Genomic DNA, 23,688 nt, shown 5'->3' with positions numbered 1-23,688 from the left:
GCTGGAGCTTAGAAACTGTAAATTGCAACGGCATTCACTCGGTTATCTTCACCTTTTGTACTGCCATTTGGTGCAGCACCCAATGCTTCACGTTCACCATAAACATATTCCAGGCCAAAACTCAGCGGTTTTGTAGGGTTATAGAACACATTGGCCCAAGCCTGCCAAAGGTCTTTGTTCACTGCTGTTAGAGTCAGACCAGGAGCAGCAAGATAGCCATTATCTTGGTCGAAATTCATATAACCATAGCCTACTGTGCCACGCAATTTATCATTAAACTGCTGCGTTAGACCGACTGTAATTGAGTCGAATTCACTCTGTAGAAGATCTCCATTAGCAGCTGTAACGACACCTGGATTGGCGTAAGAGACAAAACTGCTATCCCCTTTGACATGATAATAATCTGCCTTAAGGCTGGTGCCTGGAACAAACTCGTATTTCGCACCTAAGCCCACACCCCATGCAGTTTTTTCATCTTCATTCACGCGTTTTTCATTCCCCATCGCACGCGCACTGACAGAAAGATTATCTGCAAATTTGTGGTTTAAGCGTGCAGTTAAAGCCGGTAAACGCTGTTTGATTCCCGTAATGGTCGCATCTTTCGGATCTTCTACTGCAAGCACCAGATTGGTTGCCGGACTCAAAGTACTGGTATGACGAATCTGAGGGGTCCGTTTAATTGAACCGCCAGCATAAACCAGTGCATCTACAGTCTCAGGTATATAGTCCGGAGTTGCAAAGTTTGACCAGGTTTGGCCAATTAACCAGTCAGCATAGCTGATATAGGCATGACGGATACGCAGGTTGTCAAAGCCAGCTCCACCCAGGAAATCGACCTCAACCTTACCACTTAAGGCATTTTCCCCAGCACCCACGGGCGCTTTAAAATCCATCCCTAAACGGGTGGCTGAAAGCGTGGACTTAAACTCATCACTGCGTTCACCTGTGCCTTCAAGAGGTACTGCATTAATCTGGTTATACATACGTGTCGCTGCACCGCCCTCAGCCTGATAAGAGGCATCAGCACGGATATTACCGTATAAATTAAACTCGGCCCCACTGGCAATTTTCATCACAGGTTTGCTTGTAGGAGCTACTGCTGTATTTGCAGGTGCCGGTGTTGTCGCTACAGGTGCAGTCACAGCAGCTGTCTGAGTTTGCTGCTGTTCAATCAAAGCACGTAAAGCTTTAACCTCCTGACGCAACTGCTCAATTTCCTGCTGATTGGACTGAGCTGGAGTTTGTGCCTGGGTAGACAAGCTAAGGCCCCCTAAACTCATTGCCATCATGCTCATCAGAACCGTGCGTTTTAATGTGATTGTTTGATTATTAAATAATTGTTTCGTGTTCATCCTAAACTCACTTTTTTATTATGCGTCTCGATTCTAGCAACAGATCACCACCGCTTACGATGGCGATCTCTATCATTAGAAGTGTTTTCTTTATTAATTGATATTTAATCCATTAACTTGCTTTTTCAGCGAGAGAATTAGTACGAATCTCAGGTGCAGCAAGGGCTTGACCTTCTACAGACATTTTTAAGTTAACCAGGAAAATTGCCAGCGCAGCAATCAAACCGGGAATCGCAATTGCAAAGAAGTTCATTTGATGCGGTAAATTCATGGTGAGTAAAGCACCTGTCAATACCGGTCCAACGATCGCACCAATACGTCCAATCCCAGAGGCCCAGCCCATGCCGATAGAACGCACCGTCGATGGATAATATTGTGCCACGAAGGTATAGAGCAGGATTTGAGAACCAATGGTTGCTGCTCCAGCCATAGCAATCAAGCTATAAAGCACGAATTGCGGACTGTTATAACCGAGCAGGATTAAAGAAGCTGCCCCGCAAAGAAACATCATTGTCAGTACTTTTTTGATATGGAAGCGGTCTGCCAGATAACCTCCACCAATGGCACCAATCATTCCACCAATATTCAGGGCAAATAGGAAGATCATGCTGGCACCCAGTGAATATCCAGCCTGGATCATCAGTTTTGGTAACCAGCTGCCTAGTGCATAAACCATTAATAAACACATGAAAAATGCCAACCAGAACATAAAGGTACTAAATGTGCGGCCTTGCTGGAATAGTGCTTTTAAAGGTGCTTCATCGCCTTTTTGTACTTCATTCAGGACGAACTGGGTGTCAGATCCAATTATCTGTGTTGGCGAGATTTTCTGGATAATGCTTTGCGCTTGAGCAGTCTGCTGCTTATTGGTCAGATACATCAACGATTCTGGTAAATATTTCCAGAGTATCGGCAGGAACAGTAAAGGAGTACCCGCAAGCAAGAACATGATTTTCCAGCCAAACTGTGGTACCAGCCATGCGCCAAGCAAGGCAGATGTCATGCCGCCGATGGCATAGCCACTAAACATCAAAGCGACCAGTGTACTGCGAATCCTTTTTGGTGCGTATTCCGTCATCAGGGCAACGACGTTTGGCATCACGCCACCAATTCCGAGTCCGGCAAGAAAACGTAAAATTCCGAATTCGACAGGTGATGTTGCAAAGGCACCGATAAACGTAAAACCACTAAAGATCGCGACACAGATCATGATGGTTTTTTTACGTCCCAGTTTATCGGACAAAGTGCCGAAACTCATCGCTCCAAACATCATACCGAACAAGGCGGTGCTGGCTAACATGCCTGCCTGTACTGCACTGAGTGCCCATTCCTGCATCAGTAGCGGTAAAGCCACGCCGTAAATCACCAGGTCATAACCGTCAAAAATAATGATCAGCAAACACCAGATCAGGACGCCCCAATGAAATGGCGTGAACTTTGCTTCATCAATCAGCGTATTTATATTCACTTTATTTGTAGACATCTCCACCTCCTAATTGTGAAGTTCAATTTATGAGATTCACAATGCAGAAGATGTGCATAAATGTCCAAAACTGAATAGGCATGCTTCTATACCTATAAAGTCTGCCTTAAAGAAAAAGCTTTATTTACTATGCCTTAATGATATTCATCCAAAAAATGAAACCTTCATTCAATATTAAAATATGGATTCGCTTTATTCCCTATAAGATCCAGACAGGTATTGATCTGAATTAAAATACAGCACGATCATATTTAATCGCTTCAAGATCATAGACCTGATAGACCGCATCAAACAGATAACGAATATATTCACTTTCATCCATATTACGAATAGCCATAAAAACCGGACTGACCGCAAATTCATCTAATAAAGGGATAAAGTTTAAATGTGCCAGACGAATATTCTGGGCACTTTCCGGCACAATACAGACGCCCTCTCCGGCAGCCACAAAACCAAGCGCCAGTTGCAATTCACTGACTGCACGGATATTTTTCGGTTCCAGCCCATACTCGGAAAATATACCGCGCACCTGGGTAGAAAAATTAGCCTTACCATTATTCGGGTATAAAAAGAGTGGCTGATCTACCAGTTCAGCCAGATTCACGCCATCTCGTTGCGAAAGAAAATGGCTGGAATGTGCCGCGACCATCAGCCGTTCTTCACGCAGTAATACCCGTTTCACTGCCGGATCTGAAATCCTTAAACGTCCAAAACCGACATCAATCCGCCCTTCTTTAAGTGCCTGAATCTGCTCTGAAGTATTCATTTCAACCATCTCAATTTTGAGCTGGGGATGTTGCTGCTTAAATAGAAACACAATACGCGATAGCAAACCGAACAATAACGAGCCAACAAAACCAATGCTAATGGTGCGATCCGCGATACCAATCCGCTTGGTCATCGATTTGATTTCTTCCGCATTAGACAAAAGTTTAACCGCATGCTGGTAGAAGAATTGACCTGCTTCTGTGGTCTTAAGCGGTCGGCTACCTCTTTCAAAGAGCTGAATATCCAGTTCCTGTTCCAGATTTTGTATCTGTCTGCTTAAAGGTGGTTGAGCAATAAACAGTTTTTCTGCCGCCTTGGTAAAACTTTGTTCTTCGACGACTGCGACAAAGTAACGCAAATGCCTGAGTTCCATATTCCTAAATACCTTTAAAGTATAAAAAAATGCTAAATCGATCTTAGACCAATCAAAATTATTCTTTTAAGGTATATCAAGTCAAAACATTAAAGCAAGAATGTGAAGCGTAATTATGTATAAGTCAGTTGAAACCTTGCTGGTTCAAATACCGACGATCCGTCCTCACAAGATGGCTGTCGCAACCATGCAAACCCAGACACTGGTCCTGGTCAAAATCACCACCGAAGACGGCTATGTGGGTTGGGGCGAAGCCACCACTATTGGCGGTTTAGGCTACGGTGAAGAAAGCCCAGAAAGTGTCAAAGTGAATATTGAGACTTACTTTGCACCGCTTCTGAAAACATTATCGGGTTTGAATGTTGCACAGACATTACGAGCCATCAAAAAGAATATTAATGGTAACCGTTTTGCCAAATGTGCCATTCAAACTGCGCTACTGGATATTCAGGCACAACGTCTGAACCAGCCACTGAGTGAAATTCTAGGTGGACGTTTACGTAACAGCGTACCAGTGCTGTGGGTATTGGCATCTGGCAATACCGAGAAAGACATTACTGAAGCCCAGAAAATGATTGCGGCCAAACGCCACAATATTTTCAAACTGAAAATTGGTTCTCGTCCAGTGGAACAGGATGTTGAACACGTGCTTGCCATTAAACAGGCATTAGGCAAAGACATTTCGATCCGTGTTGATGTGAACCGTGCCTGGACAGAGCTAGACGCGATTAAAGGCATTCAGTTACTCCAGGACGGCGGCATTGACCTGATTGAACAGCCATGTGCCATTGATAATCTGGATGCAATGCGACGTCTGACCCAGCGTTTTGATATCGCCATCATGGCGGATGAATCCTTGATGGGTCCGCAGTCTGCCTATCAGATCGCACGTCAGCATGGCTCATCAGTTTTTGCAGTCAAAGTGGCGCAATCTGGTGGCCTGATTGAAGGTTGTGAAGTTGCAAAAGTGGCACAGCTGGCAGGTATCGATCTGTATGGCGGCACCATGCTTGAAGGTCCGGTGGGCACGATCGCCTCTGCCCATGCCTTCTCGACTTTTGAAAGTCTCGCTTATGGCACCGAACTGTTTGGTCCACTGCTGTTAACTGATGAAATTTTAAGAACCCCACTCCAGTATCAAAACTTTGAACTTGAGATTCCGAAAGGACCAGGTCTGGGTATTGAGTTGGATGAAAACAAGATTGACAACTTGCGTCATCAATAATTCCAGGAGAATCCCATGCTTTTCCAAGTACGAATGGACGTCAATATTCCAAAAGATATGCCAGTTGAACAGGCCAATGAAATTAAGGCTGTCGAAAAAGCCTATTCACAGGATCTGCAACGCCAGGGTAAATGGCGTCATATCTGGCGCATCACCGGACAGTATTCAAACATCAGTATTTTTGATGTTGAAAGCAATGAAGAGTTGCACAACCTGCTACAGGGCTTGCCGCTCTACCCGTATATGAACATCGAAGTTATGGCATTGAACCGCCATCCATCATCGATTCGAGATGATGACAAGTAATTAAAAATTTGGGAATGGAAATGAAAGAATTTCCTTCCCACCCCATACACCTGAGGGTAATCCAAAAGGACTTGTGGCCAGCAAGATTTAGCCAGCCAAACGAATGCTAAAACATGCGCCACTAAAATATGAAAACATACTTTAGGAGCAATAGTATGAACCGCCAAGAAATTGATGCACTGGTTAAAAAAATGAATGTCGATACAGCGACAGGACCAGTTGATGAGCGTGTACAACAAGTTGTTGTACGTTTATTAGGTGATCTTTTCCAGGCTATTGAAGATCTTGATATTTCTCAGACTGAACTCTGGAAAGGTCTGGAATACTTTACTGATGCAGGTCAAGCCAATGAATTAGGCTTACTGGCTGCAGGTCTAGGTCTGGAACATTACTTAGACTTACGCGCGGATGAAGCAGATGCCAAAGCCGGCATTACTGGCGGTACACCACGTACCATCGAAGGCCCGCTGTATGTTGCAGGTGCTCCTGAGTCAGTTGGTTTTGCGCGTATGGATGATGGTTCTGAAGAAGGCAAAATTCCAACCCTGATCATTGAAGGCACAGTGACTGACACTGACGGCAACATCATTGAAGGTGCAAAAGTTGAGGTCTGGCATGCCAACAGCCTGGGCAACTACTCTTTCTTTGACAAGTCACAATCTGACTTTAACCTGCGCCGCTCTATCTTTACCGATCAAGACGGTAAATATGTTGCCCTGACTACCATGCCGGTCGGTTATGGCTGTCCACCTGAAGGTACTACCCAGTTCGTACTGGATAAATTAGGTCGTCACGGTAACCGCCCATCTCATGTGCATTACTTCGTATCTGCACCGGGTTACCGAAAGTTAACCACACAGTTCAATATCGAAGGCGATCAATACCTGTGGGATGACTTTGCCTTCGCCACACGTGATGGTCTGGTCGCAACCGCTGTTGATGTGACCGATGAAGCTGAAATCGCACGTCGTGGTTTAAATGGTCCATTCAAACATATCCAGTTCAATATTGAACTGGTGAAAGACCAGGCTGCTGCACCAAGCACTGAAGTAGAACGTCGTCGCGCAAGCGCTTAATTCAAAATGGAATCGGGATGTCAGTCTGAGCAACATCCCGATGACTTCCCCTCCTTGGAAAGTCGGAGACTGGACATGCCTCGTATTCCTGTAATTAACACCAGCCATTTAGACCGTATTGATGAATTACTGGTCGATGATTTTGAATCTGGTGAATTTAAACTGCACCGTTCCGTATTTACTGATCAAGCCCTGTTTGATCTGGAAATGAAATACATCTTTGAAGGAAACTGGGTTTATCTGGCCCATGAGAGCCAGATTCCCAATAACAACGATTACTACACAACCCATATTGGCCGTCAGCCAATCATCATTGCACGTAACCGCAATGGCGAACTGAATGCCATGATCAATGCCTGCTCTCACCGCGGTGCACAGCTCTGCCGTTATAAGCGTGGCAATAAAGCAACCTATACCTGCCCATTCCATGGCTGGACATTCAATAACTCAGGCAAGCTGTTAAAGGTGAAAGATCCTGCTGATGCAGGCTATTCAGATTGCTTTAACCAGGACGGTTCTCATGACCTGAAAAAAGTAGCCCGTTTTGAAAATTACAAAGGCTTCTTGTTTGGCAGCCTGAATCCTGATGTTCCATCTCTGGAAGAATACCTGGGCGAAGCTACCAAGATTATCGACATGATCGTAGGTCAGTCTGAGCAAGGTCTGGAAGTTTTACGCGGTTCATCGACTTATACCTATGAAGGTAACTGGAAGCTGACTGCAGAAAACGGTGCCGATGGTTATCACGTCTCTGCCGTGCACTGGAACTACGCCGCGACCACTCAGCAACGTAAGGAAAAAGAAGCTGGCGATAATATTCGTGCCATGAGCGCAGGTTCATGGGGTAAACAAGGCGGTGGTTCTTACGGCTTTGAACATGGCCACATGCTGCTTTGGACCCAATGGGCCAATCCGGAAGACCGTCCAAACTTTGCCAAGAAAGATGAATATACCGAGCGTTATGGCGAAGCCATGGCGAAATGGATGATCGAACGCTCACGTAACCTGTGTATCTATCCAAACGTTTATTTTATGGATCAGTTCGGCTCACAAATCCGTGTTCTGCGTCCAATCTCCGTCGATAAGACTGAAGTGACGATTTACTGTATCGGTCCTGTCGGTGAAGAGCCTGAAGCACGCACCCGCCGTATCCGTCAGTATGAAGATTTCTTTAATGCTTCTGGTATGGCTACCCCAGACGATCTGGAAGAATTTCGTGCCTGTCAGGCGGGCTATGCCGGGATCGCACTGGAATGGAATGACATGTGTCGTGGTTCTAAACACTGGATTCAAGGGCCGGATGATGCAGCCAATGAAATTGGCCTGAAACCAAAGCTGTCTGGCATTAAAACTGAAGATGAAGGCTTATATCTGGCACAACACCAGTACTGGCTAGAACTGATCAAAAAAGGCATTGCGACTGAAAAAGAAATTGCTGCAAGCACTGAAGGAGAAACCGCATGAGCGACATCACTTTAGAAAATATTGCACAGTTCCTGTATCAGGAAGCCCGCTTTTTAGATGATGAGCAATGGGATGACTGGTTACAGTGCTACGCCCCTACTGCTTCTTTCTGGATGCCAGCCTGGGATGATGATGACCGCCTGACTGAAGATCCACAGTCTGAAATCTCACTGATCTATTACCCTGACCGTCAGGGCCTGGAAGACCGTGTGTTCCGGATCAAGACAGAACGTTCATCTGCCACCATGCCGGATACCCGTACCAGCCACAACATCTGCAATATTGAAATTGTGGAACGTGATGGCGACAAGGTCATTGTGCGCTTTAACTGGAATACCCTGAGTTTCCGTTACAAAACCAGCTACAGCTATTTCGGTATGTCTCGTTACGAGATCGATTTTTCAGGTGAAAAACCACAGATTCTAAGCAAATACGTGGTGCTGAAAAACGATTACATCAACCAGGTTATCGACATTTATCACCTCTAAGACTGTTTCGACAGCAAGGTCAGACCTTTCAGCTAGGGAAATATGGCTGAAAGGCTAAGTTTCAAAGATTTATATAGGATATTCAGCCATGTCAAACCACAATGTTGCACTCCAATTTGAAGATGGCGTTACACGTTTTATTAGTGTTGCCCAAGGCGAAACCCTGTCCGATGCAGCTTACCGTCAAAAGATCAATATCCCTCTAGATTGCCGTGACGGTGCATGTGGAACGTGCCGCGCTTTCTGTGAATCAGGTGCGTATGACATGCCTGAAGAAATGTATATTGAAGATGCACTGACTCCAGAAGAAGCCGCAGAAGGTTTTATTCTGGCTTGCCAATGTAAACCGACTTCGGATGCCGTGTTCCAGATTCAGGCTTCGTCTGATGTCTGCAAAACCGAGATTCACGCATTTCAAGGTACGTTGGCTCGTGTAGAAAACCTGTCTGACTCCACCATTACCTTTGATATTCAACTCGATGATGGTCAACCAGATATCCATTTTCTGGCCGGACAATATGTCAATGTCGGTATTCCTGGAACCACCGAAACCCGTTCTTATTCATTCAGCTCTAAACCGGGTAACCGTTTAACTGGTTTTGTAGTTCGTAATGTCCCTAACGGCAAAATGTCGAGCTTCCTCAGCGCTGATGCAAAAGCCGGTGACAAAATGACCTTTACCGGTCCATTCGGCAGCTTCTATCTACGTAATGTCACCCGTCCGGTATTAATGCTGGCAGGTGGTACAGGCATCGCACCATTTATGTCGATGTTACAGGTACTGGAAGAAAAAGGGTCTGAACATCCAGTACGTCTGGTCTTTGGAGTGACCAATGACTTCGACCTGGTCGCAATTGAAAAGCTGAATGAACTACAGGACAAATTCCCATGGTTCGAATATCGCACGGTGGTCGCAAATCCAGAATCTACACATGAGCGTAAAGGTTATGTGACTGGCCATATTAAAAATGAATGGCTAAATGGTGGCGATGTCGACATCTACCTGTGTGGTCCAGTGCCAATGGTTGAAGCAGTTCGCAGCTGGCTGGATGCGGAAGGTGTTAAACCTACCAGCTTCCTGTTTGAAAAATTCTCAGCGAACTGATTGAGGATATTTCGACATGACCGAACGTCAAAGATTTTTAAATAAAGTGGTTATCGTGACCGGTGCTGCCCAAGGTATCGGCCGCGGTGTAGCCATCCAGGCTGCTGCTGAAGGCGCACAGCTAGTATTGGCCGATATTTCCGACTATGTGCAGGAAACCCTGGCAGAAATCGAAGCGGCTGGCGGTGATGCCATCATCGTCAAGGCCAATCTGGAAACCTATGTTGGTGCCGAAGTTGTCATGGCTAAAGCATTAGAGACCTATGGACGTATTGATGTGCTGATCAACAATGTTGGCGGTGCGATCTGGATGAAACCTTTTGAAGAATTTTCTGAAGAAGAAATCATCAAGGAAGTGAACCGTTCATTGTTCCCAACCATGTGGTGTTGCCGTGCAGTGCTACCGCAAATGATCAAGCAGCAGCAAGGCACGATCGTGAATGTGTCATCGATTGCGACCTGCGGGATCCATCGTGCGCCGTATTCGGCTTCCAAAGGTGGCGTAAATGCGCTGACCGCTTCCCTGGCCTTTGCCTATGCCAAAGATGGTATCCGCGTGAATGCAGTGGCAACCGGTGGTACCGAAGCACCGCCACGCAAGATTCCACGCAATGCCAAACCGCTGAGTGAACAGGAAGAACAATGGATGCAGGATGTGGTCGACCAAACCAAGGATCGCAGCCATATGAAACGCTATGGCACGATCCAGGAACAGGTCAACGCCATTCTGTTCCTCGCTTCAGATGAAGCATCGTATATGACTGGAACCGTGGTTCCCGTTGGTGGCGGTGATCAGGGTTAAACCTGATTGCATACAGGTTCATTGACCGCAAGGAGGCAACCGCAATGACACACCTGTTTCAAACCCTGAAGGATGACTGGTCAATTTCAGCCACTGTGGCAGGATTTTTAGCAGTGCTGATTTCCTATTCCGGTCCCCTGATTATTTTTTTCCAGGCGGCCCAGCAGGCGCAGGTCTCGCCTGCCATGATGATTTCATGGATCTGGGGTATTTCCATCGCTGCTGCTATTTCCAGCATTTACCTGTCGGTGAAGTTTAAAGTCCCGGTAGTGATGGCCTGGTCAGCACCAGGAACAGCCCTACTGGTGACCCTGTTTCCTGAAATTTCCCTGAATGAAGCCATTGCCGCCTATATCACCACAGCTGTGGTGTTGTTCGTGATTGGTATTACAGGTTATTTCGACAAATTACTGGCCTTGATTCCACAATCGGTAGCTGCCGGGATGATGGCCGGGATTCTAGTGAATTTTGGACTTGGGCTTTTTACTGCTACCGAAAACATGCCCATCATCGTGACCAGCATGCTGATGGTGTTCCTGATCGCGAAACGCTTTAACCCACGCTATGCCATGCTCTGGGTACTGGGTGTAGGGCTGATCCTGAGTTTGATCTTTGGCAAATTCCAGCCCGTTACCATGAATTTCAGTATTGCTATTCCTCAATTCATCCAACCAGAATGGAGCTGGAATTCTACCCTAAACCTGGCACTCCCGCTGATTCTGGTTAGCCTTTCGGGCCAGTTCCTGCCAGGCATGAGTTTATTAAAGCTGTCTGGTTATAACGTTCCAGCCAAACCGATTATTACCACCGCCAGTATTACCTCACTGATTTTTGTCTGCTTTGGTGCCATCACAACCGTGCTTGGTTCGATTACTGCAGCCCTGTGTATGGGTGCAGATGCGCATGAAGCCAAAGACAAACGTTATATCGCTGGTATCTGTAATGGACTGTTTTACATCCTCGGTGGCCTGTTTGCTGGCAGCATTGTAATGCTGTTTAGCCTGTTTCCAAAAGAACTGGTCGCTGCACTGGCTGGTTTGGCATTACTCGGTGCAATTTCCAGCAACCTGACCGTGGCCATGCAAACCGAAAACCAGCGTGAATCTGCCCTGATTACCTTTCTAGCTACTGCTTCTGGCATGAGCCTGTTGGGCATGAGTTCTGTGGTCTGGGGCATCTGTATCGGCCTGCTGGCGCACTTTGTACTTACCTCAAAGAAATCTTCACCGAAAACAAATTTAGCTTCTGATTCAAAACGTGCCTGAGTGATAGGCAGTAAAGGAAAGATTATGATTGATAAAAGTTCTGCTTCTCTGGTTGAAGCACTTTCACAAATCAAAGACGGTTCCACCATCATGATTGGTGGTTTCGGTACCGCAGGTCAGCCTGCTGAACTGATTGATGGTCTGATTGAGCTGGGCGTGAAAGATCTGGTGATCGTTAACAATAATGCCGGCAATGGTGACTATGGTCTGGCAAAACTGCTAAAGACTGGCGCAGTACGTAAAATCATCTGCTCTTTCCCGCGCCAGTCAGACTCATGGGTCTTTGACGAGCTGTACCGTGCCGGAAAAATCGAGCTGGAACTGGTGCCGCAAGGAAACCTGGCCTGCCGGATTCAGGCTGCAGGTATGGGGCTAGGGCCAATCTACACGCCTACCGGTTTTGGTACCTTGCTGGCGGAAGGCAAGCCTACCCTGAATTATGAAGGCAAAGATTACGTTTTAGAAAATCCAATTAAAGCAGACTTTGCCCTGATCAAGGCGCATAAAAGCGATCGCTGGGGCAATCTGGTTTACCGTAAATCCGCACGTAACTTTGGTCCAATCATGGCGATGGCCGCAGACATTACCATTGCCCAAGTCGCTGAAGTGGTTGAACTCGGTGAGCTGGATCCGGAACACATTATTACCCCGGGCATCTTTGTCCAACACGTTGTCCAAGTACAAACGGCACAGTAATTCAGGAGCAAAATCATGAGCTATATCAAACTGACCCGCGACCAGATTGCTGAACGTGTTGCCCAGGACATTCCTGATGGTACCTATGTCAACCTTGGTATTGGCCTGCCGACCAAGATTGCTAGCTATCTGCCTGCAGACAAGGATGTTTTCCTGCATTCTGAAAATGGCTTGCTAGCTTTTGGCCCGCCACCTGCCAAAGGTGAAGAAGACCCTGAACTGATCAATGCCGGTAAAGAATTTGTGACCATGCTGACTGGCGGTGCTTTTTTCCATCATGGGGATTCTTTTGCGATGATGCGCGGCGGACACTTAGATATCGCAGTTTTGGGTGCTTTCCAAGTCGCTGAAAATGGTGATCTGGCCAACTGGCATACCGGTGCACCCGATGCAATTCCTGCAGTCGGTGGCGCGATGGATCTGGCCGTCGGCGCCAAGAAAGTCTTTATCACTACTGATCATGTCACTAAAAAAGGCGAACCTAAGATTGTGGCTGAACTGACTTATCCTGCCACTGGCCTGAAATGTGTAGACCGTATTTATACCGATCTGTGTGTGATTGATGTCACGGCTGAAGGCATGAAAGTGATTGAAAAAGTTGAAGGTCTGTCATTTGAAGAATTGCAGTCGATGACGGGTGCAACATTGATTGATGCGACACAAGGTTAAGTAATAAAGCAAAATTAAATCCCCCTATATCCCCTGAACGAGACTTAAGCACTGCTTTAAGTCAATGTGCAAGAAAGGGGGACTTTCGAAAATATATGACGGAAGCTCTCCTCCCTTTATCAAAGGGAGGTCGGGAGGGATTAGAGAACTGGAAATAGAAACAATGAAAAATGCATATATTATCGATGCCATCCGTACCCCATTCGGTCGCTATGCGGGTGGACTGGCACCTGTCCGTGCTGATGATCTTGGCGCGATCCCGATTAAAGCGCTGATGGAACGTAACCCAAGTATCAACTGGGAAAAAGTGGATGACATCATCTATGGCTGTGCCAACCAGGCTGGTGAAGATAACCGCAACGTGGGTCGTATGTCCGCTTTGCTCGCAGGAGTGCCTTATCAGGTACCGGCAACTACAATTAACCGTCTTTGCGGTTCATCACTCGATGCGGTAGCCATTGCGGCTCGTGCCATTAAAGCCGGTGAAGCCGATCTGATTATGGCTGGTGGTGTGGAATCCATGTCACGTGCACCGCTGGTGATGGGTAAGTCTGAAACCGCTTATGGCCGTACTCAAAAGCTTGAAGATACTACCATGGGCTGGCGTTTTATCAACCCGAAACTGAAGGAACTGTATGGCGTGGAAACCATGCCGGAAACTGCGGAAAATGTGGCAGCACAGTTCAATATCAACCGTGAAGATCAAGACAAGTTTGCCCTGACCAGCCAGCAACGTACTGCAGCGGCGCAGGCCAAAGGTTTCTTTAAAAATGAAATCATTCCGGTAGTGATTTCTCAGCGTAAAGGCGAACCTGTGGTTGTTGATACAGATGAACATCCACGTGCTTCTACGACACTAGAAGGTTTAACTAAGCTAAAACCAGTTGTAAAAGCGGATGGTACGGTGACTGCCGGCAATGCTTCTGGCATTAACGATGGTGCAGCGGCACTCCTGATTGCCTCTGATGAAGCTGTTGCTGAATATGGCCTAGAAGTGCGTGCCAAAATTATTGGCTCAACGGTTGTCGGTGTTGAACCACGCATTATGGGCTTTGGTCCGGCACCAGCGATTAGAAAGCTACTGGCCCAGACCGGTTTGACACTAGATCAGATGGATGTCATTGAACTGAATGAAGCCTTTGCTGCACAGGCCTTAGCCGTGACCCGTGACCTTGACCTTCCAGATGATGCTGCCCATGTAAACCCGAATGGCGGTGCCATTGCCATTGGCCATCCACTCGGTGCTTCCGGTGCCCGTCTGGTGACAACCGCACTGAACCAGCTGGAACAGACTGGCGGGAAATATGCTCTCTGCTCTATGTGCATTGGCGTAGGTCAAGGTATCGCGCTGATTATTGAACGTGTTTAAAAAATCCCTCCTAACCTCCCTTTCTTGCACAAGGCTTAAGCAGTGCTTATGCCTTGTTCAGGGAAGAACTTTTAGAAGGAAATAAAAGGAATAACAAATGCCAACATTTACATCAAATGATGCCCAGATTAATTACCAGACTTTTGGGGATGCCAACAAACCTGCATTGGTATTTTCCAATTCACTGGGCACCAAATACAGCATGTGGCAGCCACAGATTGAACATTTCCAGCAGGATTATTACGTAATCTGTTATGACACCCGTGGTCATGGTGCATCTTTTGCGCCACAAGGCCCATATAGTCTGGAACAACTGGGTCAGGATGTCGTGAGTCTTCTGGATCATTTGAATATTGCAAAAGCAGCATTCTGTGGTATTTCTATGGGTGGCTTAACCGGTCAATGGTTAGCGATTCATAAGCCAGAACGTTTTAACCACGTGATTGTTTGTAACACCGCAGCCAAAATTGGCCAGGAACAGGCATGGCAAGACCGTGCTGCGCTTGTCCGTGAGCAAGGTCTTGCTCCGATTGCTGCAACTGCAGCATCACGCTGGTTTACCAATCCCTTTATCCAGAGCAACCCGGCAGTCGTTGCAGAACTTTCAAACGACCTCGGAGCTGGCAGCCCAGAAGGCTATGCAAACTGCTGTGAAGCTCTGGCTAAGGCGGATGTCCGCGAACAACTTAGCAGTATTCAAATCCCTGTGCTGATTATAGCGGGTCAGCAGGATCCGGTGACGACTGTTGCAGATGGCCAGTTTATGCAGCAACGTATTGCGAATAGCAAGTTGTTTGAAATCAATGCTTCGCATATTTCCAATATTGAACAGCCGGAAGCCTTTAATCAGGCAGTACAAACTTTTCTTGCTGCTTGATCTATGGTTGTAAAAAAAGCCACGATATTTCGTGGCTTTTCTTTTTATTCGTTGATTCGTTAAGCCCAGATCACCAGCATCGCTGCAATCACCACCAGTCCCAAGCCCCAATGCTCGGCACGCGCCAATTTTTCTTTAAAGAAATAAGCTGAAATCAGCAGACTGAACAGGATTTCGATTTGTCCCAAGGTTTTCACGATTGGCACGCTCATCATACTCATGGCGGTAAACCAACCGAGTGATGCCATAAAGCTACAAAAACTGACTTTAAAAGTAAGTCCCAAACGTTGCCACATGGCAACTAAGGTTTTGCGGCTAAATAAACTTAAATAGATCAGCATACTGATACATTGGAAACCAATCACCGAAATCAGTACCCATGAAGCTCTATGCATGGTTGGCAACATTGGTAATTCCAGACTGGCTTCACGTACCAAGAGTGAAGTAATAGCAAAGCTCAAACCGCTGCCGATTCCGATGGCTAAAGTCTTGGTGGATAGACCGGTGAGCTGATTGCCCTTACTCAGCAGGAATACCGCATAACCACCGATCAGCACCCCGATCCATGCCAGTACAGACAGATGATCTGACAGAAAAATCACTCCGATAATGGCAGCCAGAATCGCTTCACTTTTTGCCAATCCAACGCCAATCGCATAATTTTTCTGTTTAAACAGCTGCACCATCAAGGCGGTTGCCAGAATCTGGCTGATACCGGCAATCAGGATATAGATCCAATACTTCGGGGTAAAATGCACCACACTTTCTACCGGTTTGAAGTGATATAAAGCTGCGATGTAAAGCCCTGCTAGCGGAAAGCCAAACAGGAAACGCGCCAGTGTCACGCCCCAGATATCGACAGTTGTGCTGAGCTGTTTTTGAAAGGCATTTCGCCAGGCCTGCATAAATGCAGCCATTAAAGTGAAGAAAATCCAGCTGATTGCCATACCCTGATCGTTAATGCCGTAAAAGTGAATTAATTCTATGCCTTAGTACAATCTATGACTAATTAAAAATGAGATAATGGCTAATAGCTAAAAGTTTAATTTTCTAATTCAAAAATAATTAAAATTTATCAAATTGACAGGGATAAAATTGATTTCTCAGATTCCAACTATGCAAAAAAATAAGAAAATAACTCCTGATCTTTGATTAACTTATAATAAACGGCTCTTCTATTTTAAGAGACCGAAGATGTTTCATCAGAATAAACTTTTTCCATTGGAATAAAGCGAATGCCATGTTCCTGAGTAAGTTCACCCGTCTCAACAAAACCAAATTTTTTATAAATATTGAAGCCATATAAACTGGATTTGACTGTAATCTTTTGATGCCCTTGATTACGGATTTGTTCTTCTAAAAAATTCCACATTTGTCGTCCATATCCCTGACCCTGATAAGCTGGATCCAGAAAAAAGTGCATGAAGTGTGCAGGTTCCATATAGGCCACTACGCCCACAATTTTTTGATTAATTTCTCCAATAAAATAATGAATATCAGCTCGGTCAAAAATGGTCTGAAGAATTTCAGGTTGAAAACGCTTGCGCCCCTCTTCACTAGAAATCAAGACATCAACAAATGGGGCAATGACGTTCGCAATTGCAAGTGTATCCTGAACAGTGACTTTTCTTATCTTCATCATATCTTAATACCCCAAAAGCAGAACTAAAAAATTAAAAATAATTTATTTTTCAGCATGATGCATGTTTTAACATTGAGTAAAATATATACCAATTAGGTCTTATGAAAAATGCTATTCAATCAATTTTTTTCAATAATTTTTGATCTCTAATTTTTTATAGTTTGCATTATTCAGTTTTTTTAAATTGATACTCTCGTTTTTATTTAAGAAAAAAATACATAAGTCAGTTCATCGGTTTTTTTATTTCTGTCAGCTTTTCTTCTATAAACAGTCACTAAACTATAATCTAATGAATAATCGATCACATGCATTTTACAATTAATCAACATAGTGTTTTTTAAGAAATTTTTATGATGAATTTTTAAACAGGATAAAATTCCGCAATGCAATCTGAATATAAATTACAGAGTTTCAGCAATCCATTGTAATTCATTCATTTCGCAGGGAGTATCGATGAAATATTTTGAATGTCCAGTTTGCGAACAGCAGATCTTTTTCGCCAAATTCGTGTGTGATCACTGCCTTTCCCCTATCGGTTATATCGCATCCGAAAAAGAAATGACGACATTTAAAAAGCTGAATGCTCAGGAGTGGGTTCCGGTTGCCGAAAAGTATCAACATTCCCGTTATAAACCTTGCTATAACTATACCCATCATCAGGTATGTAACTGGATGATCCCTGTAGATGACGAGGAAGATTTTTGCGAATCCTGCCAGCTGACTCATGTAATTCCAAATCTGGAAAATTCTGAGAACATGATTTACTGGTATCGGCTCGAGGAAGCCAAACGCCGTTTTCTGTATCTGACCCAACGTATGAACATTATGCCTCGTCCAAAACATTCGGATGATGATCCATTGGGTTTGCGTTTTGATTTTCTTCTTCCTGAAAAAGACAAGCCAGTACTTACCGGCCATGCCAATGGGGTGATTACCTTAAATGCCTTCGAGGCCGATGTGGTTTATCGGGAAACAACCCGGGTCAATATGGGTGAAAATTACAGGACATTATTAGGGCATTTTCGTCATGAAAGTGGGCATTTTTATTTTAACGTCATCCAGCATCTACATCCGGAATTACTCGATGAACTTCGCCATTATTTTGGAGATGAGCGGCAAAATTATAGTGAAGCACTAGAGAGGCACTATAATCAAGGTGCGCCTATCAACTGGCATGAAAAATATATTAGTCCCTATGCCACTACACACCCGTGGGAAGATTGGGCTGAAACCTGGTCACATTATCTGCATATCATGGAAACACTGGAAACTGCATTTTATGCCGGTCTACGCGTGGAAGGTAATGGCCGAAACCTGGCCAGTATGGACTTTAAAGAATGCCCGATTGGTGGACAGGATTTTGAACATATCCTGGAAAACTGGGTCACGCTGACCTTTAACTTGAATGCCTTAAATCGCAGTATGGGTCTGGAAGATGCTTACCCCTTTAAGCTGACTGAAGCTGTGAAAGATAAACTGCGTTTCATTCATCGGCATATATTGGATAAAGTCTTTAATAACCCACGTCTGATTCAGAACTAAAATATTTATCTAACACAATAAATAAAGCCCGTAATCTACGGGCTTTATTTTGGCTTAAGACTATTTCAATAAATTAAGCAATGCTTTTAGCTGACCAAAAGCATCGCCATCTCATCTAAATAAACTTAAACCAGTTCTACCGCAATTGCTGTTGCTTCACCGCCACCGATACATAGCGCTGCAATACCTTTTTTGCCGCCAGTACGTTTCAAGGCATGAATCAGGGTCACAATGATACGGGAACCTGAAGAGCCCAGTGGATGACCTAGAGCACAAGCACCGCCATTAATATTCACTTTGGCAGGATCCAGTTCAAAGGCATCAATCGCTGCCATAGTCACCATCGCGAAAGCTTCATTAATTTCCCATAGATCCACATCAGCTGCATTCCAGCCAGTTTTCTTCAGTACTTTTTCAATTGCGCCCACTGGTGCAATGGTGAATTCTGATGGATGCTGCGAATGGCTGGCATAGGCCACAATATTAGCCAGCGGCTTTAAGTTACGCTGCGCGGCAATTTCACTAGAAGTCACAACCAGTGCCGAAGCACCATCAGAAATGGAGCTGGCATTTGCCGCAGTAATCGTACCGTCTTTTTTAAATGCCGGACGTAAAGATGGGATTTTGTCTGCTTTGGCATTCAGTGGTTGTTCATCCTGCTCAACCACTACATCGCCTTTACGCGTACTTACAGTAACTGGCACGATTTCATCTTTGAAGAAGCCCTGCTGAACGGCAGTCACGGCTTTATTTAAAGAGCCAATCGCATAATCATCCTGTTGCTCACGGGTATAGCCTTTTTTGTCCGCCATTTCCTGCGCCAGGATTCCCATCGACAGACCAGTTTCAGCATCTTCCAGACCTTCCTGGAACATATGATCGGTCACTTTACCGTGGCCCATACGGAAACCGGCACGAGCCTTGTCCATTAAGTATGGTGCATTCGACATGGATTCCATACCGCCCGCCACTACGATTTCTGCCGAACCCGCCTTGATCGCATCCGCAGCCTGCATTACCGCTTTCATACCTGAACCACAAATTTTATTGATCGTGGTGGCGCCGGTTGAATCTGGCAGACCTGCCTGACGCATAGCCTGACGTGCCGGACCCTGTTTTAAGCCGGCTGGCAATACACAGTCCATGATCACTTCATCAATATCATTGGCTGCCAGACCTGTACGCGCTACCGCTTCCTTGATCGCTACAGCACCCAAATCTGGTGCCGTACAGCTTGAAAGTGAGCCTTGAAAACCGCCCATTGCGGTACGTACAGCTTCTACAATTACAATCATTCTAATCTCATCCTTTAACATCATTGTTATCAACACTGCAAAGTAATAGCTCTACAGTGTTCGTCCTTCGCAATATTTGCGGGTTTAGGCCTGTGCAGTGAAATATTCTTCTGGCAATTGCATCACCAGCTCCGCACCTGCCTGAATGCGTTGAATTCTCGCACTCAAATCCGAGAGTACTTTAGTAATATAACCTGAGTTCGATATAAAAAAAGAGTAGAAAAAAAGCCCTGTTTTTGTAACATATTGGTTCTCAAGACAAAATGTTATAAAACAAGGCTTCTCAATGGATCATATTACCGAATTATTTTGTATTTTGGATGATTTCTGCAAAAAATTTAATGAATCTTTAGAGAAAGCTTTAATTTCTAATCAAAAAACCAAGTTGAAAAAGTCAGCTTTAAGCTTGTCCGAAGCAATGACCATTGTCATTTTATTTCATCAATCCGGTTTTAGATTCTTCAAATATTTTTATTGCCAAATGATCGTTCCATTCTGGAAATCTGCTTTTCCTAAACTGCTTAGCTACAACCGATTTATTGAAATCATGCCCCGTTGTTTGCAAGCTCTGAGTAGTTTCTTCCATCAGGTGAAAGGAAAAGATACGGGAATCAGTATCATTGACTCCACTAAATTGGTAGTTTGCCATAATCTTCGGATTAAAAGGCATCGTGTATTTAAAGGCTTGGCCGGTCGTGGAAAAAGTAGTACGGGTTGGTTTTATGGTTTTAAATTACATCTCGTTATCAATAATTTAGGTGAAATTATTAATCTCAAGCTGACATCGGGAAATGTTCATGATGTTGCTATATTAGAATCTTTAACTCAAGAATTAAAAGGGATCCTACTCGGAGACAAAGGCTATTTGAGCAAAGCAAAAGCCGAAGCTTTAGCAGCAAGAGGACTGAAAATATTGACCCCATCACGTCGGAATATGAAAAATAAACCCATCCAAACTGAAGAAGAAAAACAATTACTTTGCAGAAGAGGATTGATCGAAACAGTGAATGATCAATTAAAAAATTTACATCAACTTGAACATTCACGTCATCGTTCGGTAAATAACTTCATGGTGAATATCATGGCTGCTGTAGTGGCTTATTGTTTGAACCCCAATAAGCCAACTTTCCAAAATATGCTAAAAGGTTAAGTGGATTTCATCGAACTCAGGTTAATATAGTAATTTGCCAGTACCAGCTTGTTCTTGAAATAGCTTTCTTCTTTGGTAACCGCCGCTTTGCTGATACGTGCATACATATAGACAAAGCTCAGCAGACCTACAGCATGCAGATAATCAACAGCAATGGAGTTGGCGAAATCAGGATTCTGCTGAGACTGCTCAACAATAAAATTGGTAATATCTTCCAGTTGCTGACAGGTATCTAAGGTTGCCTTTTTAATCGTTAAGGCATCATCCAGACCTTGGGCAAATTCACGGATTTCTGCAATATACTCTGCAATATATGCACCTTTACATTTCGTAGTTTTACGGCCAATCAGGTCAATTGCCTGCACCCCATTGGTCCCCTCATAGATCTGTGAAATGCGCAGGTCACGGATACATTGTTCCATGCCCCATTCACGGATATAGCCATGACCACCGAAGCACATTTGTGCTTCAAGTGCAGCATCCAGTGCTTTATCGGTGAGGTAAGCTTTGGCAATAGGCGTTAATAAAGCCACACGATCAGTTGCTTTACGTACCGCCTCAGGGTCGGTGGAGTATTTGGTAATATCCAGCTGCTGGCCGACATAGACTGCGAAAGCACGAGAAGCTTCATTATTGGCACGCACATTCAGCAACATACGGCGTACATCGCCATGGACCAGAATTGAATCGGCTGGTTTTTCTGGAGATTTTGCACCAGTTGATGCACGGCCCTGTAACCGGTCCGTCGCATATTGTGCCGCATTCTGGTAGGCAAATTCTGCCGCGCCAATGCCTTGAATCCCCATCGACAAACGTTCGTAGTTCATCATCACGAACATGCCCGCCAGACCTTCATTTTCATTGCCCACCATATAGGCTTTGGCACCATCAAAGTTCATGACACAGGTTGCCGAGCCTTTAATACCCATCTTATGTTCGATCGAACCGGCAGCGACCGCATTGCGCTCACCGAGTGAACCATCGGCATTAACCAGGAATTTAGGGACAATAAACAGGGAAATACCGCGTGAACCTGCTGGCGCGTTTGGGGTTTTGGCCAGTACCAGGTGAATGATATTTTCACTCAGATCATGCTCGCCGCTGGTAATAAAAATTTTGGTGCCGGTAATATTGTATGAACCATCTTCATTCGGTTCAGCTTTAGTCTTGATAATGCCAAGATCTGTGCCGGAATGTGGTTCAGTCAGGCACATGGTGCCCGACCATTCACCCGTATAGAATTTTGGTAAATAAGTTTCTTTTTGTTCCTGTGAGGCGCGGTCATTGATGGCCATACCTGCACCCACCGTTAATAGCGGATAAAGCATAAAAGATGGATTGGTGCTCCAGATCATTTCATCCGCTAGAACCGTGAGCATCTTCGGCATGTTTTGTCCGCCCCATTCTTCAGGAGCACCCAAGCCTACCCAGCCACCTTCGGCAAACTGTCTGAACGCTTCTTTAAAACCTTTGGGTGTCGTCACCACACCATTGTTAAACTGAGCACCACCCTCTTCATCTGCAGGACGATTCAGATCAAGAATGACATTTTTTGAAAATTTTGCCATTTCTTCCAGAACCGCATTTGCAGTCGCCATATCGAGATGTGCAAGATTTTCGTTACCTTGCCAAAATTGTTCAGCATGAAATACATCGGCAGAGTAAAACTTGAAGTGCGACATAAACCACCTAATTAATTTAAAGGGTTTATGGAGTATATAAAATTGTCATACCATCATCTTAACTTTGAAGATCGTACTGCATTAATGCTTGAGTCAAGAAAAGAAGGCTTTTCAGCCAGAAAATTTGCTGAACTTATTAAAAGACATCCTAGTACGATCTATCGTGAGCTTAAAAGAAATAGCATCAATGACGTTTATCAAGCTCGATATGCTTCTGATAACACTTTTGCTAGACGTAGACGTGGTCACAGAAAACTCAAAATCGATTCAATCCTCTGGAAATTTATTGTTGAAGCGATCCGTTGTTTATGGTCTCCTCAGCAAATAGCAAAGCGTTTAAAGACATTTCCTGATTTGGATCAAACAATGAATGTAAGCCATACAACGATTTATTCAACGATACGAGCATTACCCAAGGGTGAGTTGAAAAAAGACTTATTATCCTGTCTGCGTCATGAAAATAAAAAGCGAAAAGCTAACGGTGAACCTAAAAAAGATTCTATATTACAGGATATTAAAACTATTCATGAGCGCCCAGCCGAAGTTCAAGAAAGAAAAATACCGGGTCATTGGGAAGCTGATTTAATTAAAGGTAAAGACAATAAAAGTTCGATAGCAACACTTATTGAACGAAATACACGGCTCTGTATCTTGGCAACATTACCTGATGCAAAGGCAGAATCAGTGCGCAAGGCTTTAACTGAAGCTCTGAAATATTTACCTGCAGAACTGCGTAAAACGTTGACCTATGACCGTGGACGCGAGATGGCAGAACATAAAATACTTGAAGAAGATTTAGGCATAGATGTATATTTCTGTGACCCACATTCACCCTGGCAAAAAGGCACATGCGAAAATATGAATGGTTTAATTAGGCAATATTTACCTAAAGGGATTGATTTAAATCAGGCAGATCAGCATTATTTAAATCAAGTTGCCATGTCACTGAATACTCGTCCTAGAAAAGCGTTAGATTGGCTTACACCATTAGAGAAATTTGCTCAGCTTGTTGATTATCATAAGACTTTTCAAACTGTCGCACCTCATGTTTGAATTCGC

21 protein-coding genes and 1 pseudogene are annotated in these 23,688 nt (G+C 44.6%); 15 read left to right on the top strand and 7 right to left on the bottom strand.

Annotated elements, in window-relative coordinates; all coding sequences use genetic code 11:
* Nucleotides 1-8: 8 nt before the first annotated feature.
* The 3 genes from C3F22_RS06330 to C3F22_RS06320 form a co-directional block, all read right to left on the bottom strand.
* A complete protein-coding gene (locus C3F22_RS06330; RefSeq protein ID WP_104426114.1) occupies nucleotides 9-1,352 on the bottom strand; it encodes a DcaP family trimeric outer membrane transporter in 1,344 nt (447 codons plus the stop codon).
* A gap of 112 nt (nucleotides 1,353-1,464) precedes the next feature.
* The gene (locus C3F22_RS06325) at nucleotides 1,465-2,835 is read right to left on the bottom strand and encodes an MFS transporter (RefSeq protein ID WP_104426113.1); all 1,371 of its coding nucleotides are present in this window, start codon (nucleotides 2,833-2,835) and stop codon (nucleotides 1,465-1,467) included.
* A 229-nt stretch (nucleotides 2,836-3,064) separates the two neighbouring features.
* Entirely contained in the window at nucleotides 3,065-3,976 is a 912-nt protein-coding gene (locus tag C3F22_RS06320) for a LysR family transcriptional regulator (RefSeq protein WP_005100217.1), read from the bottom strand.
* 115 nt (nucleotides 3,977-4,091) lie between these two features.
* Between C3F22_RS06320 and C3F22_RS06315 the strand changes: the two genes are divergently transcribed.
* The 12 genes from C3F22_RS06315 to pcaD all read left to right on the top strand — a co-directional run bounded on the left by C3F22_RS06315 (nucleotide 4,092) and on the right by pcaD (nucleotide 15,318).
* Entirely contained in the window at nucleotides 4,092-5,201 is a 1,110-nt protein-coding gene (locus C3F22_RS06315) for a muconate/chloromuconate family cycloisomerase (protein ID WP_104426112.1), read from the top strand.
* 15 nt (nucleotides 5,202-5,216) lie between these two features.
* Nucleotides 5,217-5,507, top strand: coding sequence for a muconolactone Delta-isomerase (gene catC, locus C3F22_RS06310; protein WP_104426111.1), 291 nt, complete (start codon nucleotides 5,217-5,219; stop codon nucleotides 5,505-5,507).
* A 155-nt stretch (nucleotides 5,508-5,662) separates the two neighbouring features.
* Nucleotides 5,663-6,583, top strand: a complete 921-nt coding sequence (gene catA, locus C3F22_RS06305; RefSeq protein WP_104426110.1) for a catechol 1,2-dioxygenase — start codon at nucleotides 5,663-5,665, stop codon at nucleotides 6,581-6,583.
* Nucleotides 6,584-6,658: 75 nt separating this feature from the next.
* The gene (gene benA / locus C3F22_RS06300; RefSeq protein WP_104426109.1) at nucleotides 6,659-8,047 is read left to right on the top strand and encodes a benzoate 1,2-dioxygenase large subunit; all 1,389 of its coding nucleotides are present in this window, start codon (nucleotides 6,659-6,661) and stop codon (nucleotides 8,045-8,047) included.
* Nucleotides 8,044-8,535: a benzoate 1,2-dioxygenase small subunit gene (gene benB / locus C3F22_RS06295; RefSeq protein ID WP_104426108.1), complete on the top strand. Its 492-nt coding sequence runs from the start codon at nucleotides 8,044-8,046 to the stop codon at nucleotides 8,533-8,535. Before benA ends, benB begins: the two co-directional genes overlap by 4 nt.
* Nucleotides 8,536-8,623: 88 nt before the next feature.
* The gene (gene benC, locus C3F22_RS06290; RefSeq protein WP_104426107.1) at nucleotides 8,624-9,640 is read left to right on the top strand and encodes a benzoate 1,2-dioxygenase electron transfer component BenC; all 1,017 of its coding nucleotides are present in this window, start codon (nucleotides 8,624-8,626) and stop codon (nucleotides 9,638-9,640) included.
* A gap of 16 nt (nucleotides 9,641-9,656) precedes the next feature.
* Complete coding sequence (gene benD / locus C3F22_RS06285; RefSeq protein WP_104426106.1) at nucleotides 9,657-10,442, top strand: benzoate diol dehydrogenase BenD; 786 nt, start codon at nucleotides 9,657-9,659, stop codon at nucleotides 10,440-10,442.
* A 44-nt stretch (nucleotides 10,443-10,486) separates the two neighbouring features.
* Entirely contained in the window at nucleotides 10,487-11,707 is a 1,221-nt protein-coding gene (gene benE / locus C3F22_RS06280; RefSeq protein ID WP_104426105.1) for a benzoate/H(+) symporter BenE, read from the top strand.
* Between the two features lie 24 nt (nucleotides 11,708-11,731).
* Nucleotides 11,732-12,403, top strand: coding sequence for a 3-oxoacid CoA-transferase subunit A (locus C3F22_RS06275; protein ID WP_104426104.1), 672 nt, complete (start codon nucleotides 11,732-11,734; stop codon nucleotides 12,401-12,403).
* A gap of 15 nt (nucleotides 12,404-12,418) precedes the next feature.
* A complete protein-coding gene (locus tag C3F22_RS06270; RefSeq protein WP_104426103.1) occupies nucleotides 12,419-13,072 on the top strand; it encodes a 3-oxoacid CoA-transferase subunit B in 654 nt (217 codons plus the stop codon).
* A gap of 163 nt (nucleotides 13,073-13,235) precedes the next feature.
* Nucleotides 13,236-14,441 carry a 3-oxoadipyl-CoA thiolase gene (gene pcaF, locus C3F22_RS06265; RefSeq protein ID WP_104426102.1) on the top strand — a complete coding sequence of 402 codons (1,206 nt, stop codon included), beginning with the start codon at nucleotides 13,236-13,238 and terminating at the stop codon, nucleotides 14,439-14,441.
* Between the two features lie 97 nt (nucleotides 14,442-14,538).
* Entirely contained in the window at nucleotides 14,539-15,318 is a 780-nt protein-coding gene (gene pcaD, locus C3F22_RS06260) for a 3-oxoadipate enol-lactonase (RefSeq protein ID WP_104426101.1), read from the top strand.
* 59 nt (nucleotides 15,319-15,377) lie between these two features.
* Here the strand turns inward: pcaD and C3F22_RS06255 are convergent, their stop codons facing one another.
* Both C3F22_RS06255 and C3F22_RS06250 read right to left on the bottom strand, forming a co-directional pair.
* The gene (locus tag C3F22_RS06255) at nucleotides 15,378-16,265 is read right to left on the bottom strand and encodes a DMT family transporter (RefSeq protein WP_104426100.1); all 888 of its coding nucleotides are present in this window, start codon (nucleotides 16,263-16,265) and stop codon (nucleotides 15,378-15,380) included.
* Between the two features lie 233 nt (nucleotides 16,266-16,498).
* The gene (locus C3F22_RS06250) at nucleotides 16,499-16,957 is read right to left on the bottom strand and encodes a GNAT family N-acetyltransferase (protein WP_104426988.1); all 459 of its coding nucleotides are present in this window, start codon (nucleotides 16,955-16,957) and stop codon (nucleotides 16,499-16,501) included.
* Nucleotides 16,958-17,413: 456 nt separating this feature from the next.
* Between C3F22_RS06250 and C3F22_RS06245 the strand changes: the two genes are divergently transcribed.
* A complete protein-coding gene (locus C3F22_RS06245; RefSeq protein ID WP_104426099.1) occupies nucleotides 17,414-18,502 on the top strand; it encodes a zinc-binding metallopeptidase family protein in 1,089 nt (362 codons plus the stop codon).
* 125 nt (nucleotides 18,503-18,627) lie between these two features.
* Here the strand turns inward: C3F22_RS06245 and C3F22_RS06240 are convergent, their stop codons facing one another.
* Nucleotides 18,628-19,803 (bottom strand): thiolase family protein, encoded by a 1,176-nt coding sequence (locus tag C3F22_RS06240; protein WP_171284744.1) that lies wholly within the window; start codon nucleotides 19,801-19,803, stop codon nucleotides 18,628-18,630.
* Nucleotides 19,804-20,083: 280 nt separating this feature from the next.
* On the opposite strand from C3F22_RS06240, the gene C3F22_RS06235 reads away from it, so the two are divergent.
* Nucleotides 20,084-20,947 (top strand): IS982 family transposase, encoded by an 864-nt coding sequence (locus tag C3F22_RS06235; protein ID WP_002122622.1) that lies wholly within the window; start codon nucleotides 20,084-20,086, stop codon nucleotides 20,945-20,947.
* Nucleotides 20,948-20,970: 23 nt separating this feature from the next.
* On the opposite strand, the pseudogene C3F22_RS06230 reads toward C3F22_RS06235, so the two are convergent.
* Nucleotides 20,971-22,629, bottom strand: a pseudogene (locus C3F22_RS06230) (acyl-CoA dehydrogenase family protein); the annotation flags it as partial.
* Nucleotides 22,630-22,713: 84 nt separating this feature from the next.
* Between C3F22_RS06230 and C3F22_RS06225 the strand changes: the two are divergent.
* A complete protein-coding gene (locus C3F22_RS06225; protein ID WP_014538385.1) occupies nucleotides 22,714-23,682 on the top strand; it encodes an IS30 family transposase in 969 nt (322 codons plus the stop codon).
* The last annotated feature ends 6 nt before the right edge of the window (nucleotides 23,683-23,688 follow it).

It is taken from the genome of Acinetobacter sp. ACNIH1, assembly GCF_002934695.1.
In the GTDB taxonomy this organism is placed as follows: Bacteria; Pseudomonadota; Gammaproteobacteria; order Pseudomonadales; family Moraxellaceae; genus Acinetobacter; species Acinetobacter variabilis.
This window is presented reverse-complemented; position numbering and strand designations above follow the sequence as displayed.

Bases quoted from the DNA above. Each gene is read 5' to 3' on its own strand.
- C3F22_RS06330 (WP_104426114.1), bottom strand. From the start codon at position 1,352: ATGAACACGAAACAATTATTTAATAATCAAACAATCACATTAAAACGC.
- C3F22_RS06325 (WP_104426113.1), bottom strand. From the start codon at position 2,835: ATGTCTACAAATAAAGTGAATATAAATACGCTGATTGATGAAGCAAAG.
- C3F22_RS06320 (WP_005100217.1), bottom strand. From the start codon at position 3,976: ATGGAACTCAGGCATTTGCGTTACTTTGTCGCAGTCGTCGAAGAACAA.
- C3F22_RS06315 (WP_104426112.1), top strand. From the start codon at position 4,092: ATGTATAAGTCAGTTGAAACCTTGCTGGTTCAAATACCGACGATCCGT.
- catC (WP_104426111.1), top strand. From the start codon at position 5,217: ATGCTTTTCCAAGTACGAATGGACGTCAATATTCCAAAAGATATGCCA.
- catA (WP_104426110.1), top strand. From the start codon at position 5,663: ATGAACCGCCAAGAAATTGATGCACTGGTTAAAAAAATGAATGTCGAT.
- benA (WP_104426109.1), top strand. From the start codon at position 6,659: ATGCCTCGTATTCCTGTAATTAACACCAGCCATTTAGACCGTATTGAT.
- benB (WP_104426108.1), top strand. From the start codon at position 8,044: ATGAGCGACATCACTTTAGAAAATATTGCACAGTTCCTGTATCAGGAA.
- benC (WP_104426107.1), top strand. From the start codon at position 8,624: ATGTCAAACCACAATGTTGCACTCCAATTTGAAGATGGCGTTACACGT.
- benD (WP_104426106.1), top strand. From the start codon at position 9,657: ATGACCGAACGTCAAAGATTTTTAAATAAAGTGGTTATCGTGACCGGT.
- benE (WP_104426105.1), top strand. From the start codon at position 10,487: ATGACACACCTGTTTCAAACCCTGAAGGATGACTGGTCAATTTCAGCC.
- C3F22_RS06275 (WP_104426104.1), top strand. From the start codon at position 11,732: ATGATTGATAAAAGTTCTGCTTCTCTGGTTGAAGCACTTTCACAAATC.
- C3F22_RS06270 (WP_104426103.1), top strand. From the start codon at position 12,419: ATGAGCTATATCAAACTGACCCGCGACCAGATTGCTGAACGTGTTGCC.
- pcaF (WP_104426102.1), top strand. From the start codon at position 13,236: ATGAAAAATGCATATATTATCGATGCCATCCGTACCCCATTCGGTCGC.
- pcaD (WP_104426101.1), top strand. From the start codon at position 14,539: ATGCCAACATTTACATCAAATGATGCCCAGATTAATTACCAGACTTTT.
- C3F22_RS06255 (WP_104426100.1), bottom strand. From the start codon at position 16,265: ATGGCAATCAGCTGGATTTTCTTCACTTTAATGGCTGCATTTATGCAG.
- C3F22_RS06250 (WP_104426988.1), bottom strand. From the start codon at position 16,957: ATGAAGATAAGAAAAGTCACTGTTCAGGATACACTTGCAATTGCGAAC.
- C3F22_RS06245 (WP_104426099.1), top strand. From the start codon at position 17,414: ATGAAATATTTTGAATGTCCAGTTTGCGAACAGCAGATCTTTTTCGCC.
- C3F22_RS06235 (WP_002122622.1), top strand. From the start codon at position 20,084: ATGGATCATATTACCGAATTATTTTGTATTTTGGATGATTTCTGCAAA.
- C3F22_RS06225 (WP_014538385.1), top strand. From the start codon at position 22,714: ATGCTTGAGTCAAGAAAAGAAGGCTTTTCAGCCAGAAAATTTGCTGAA.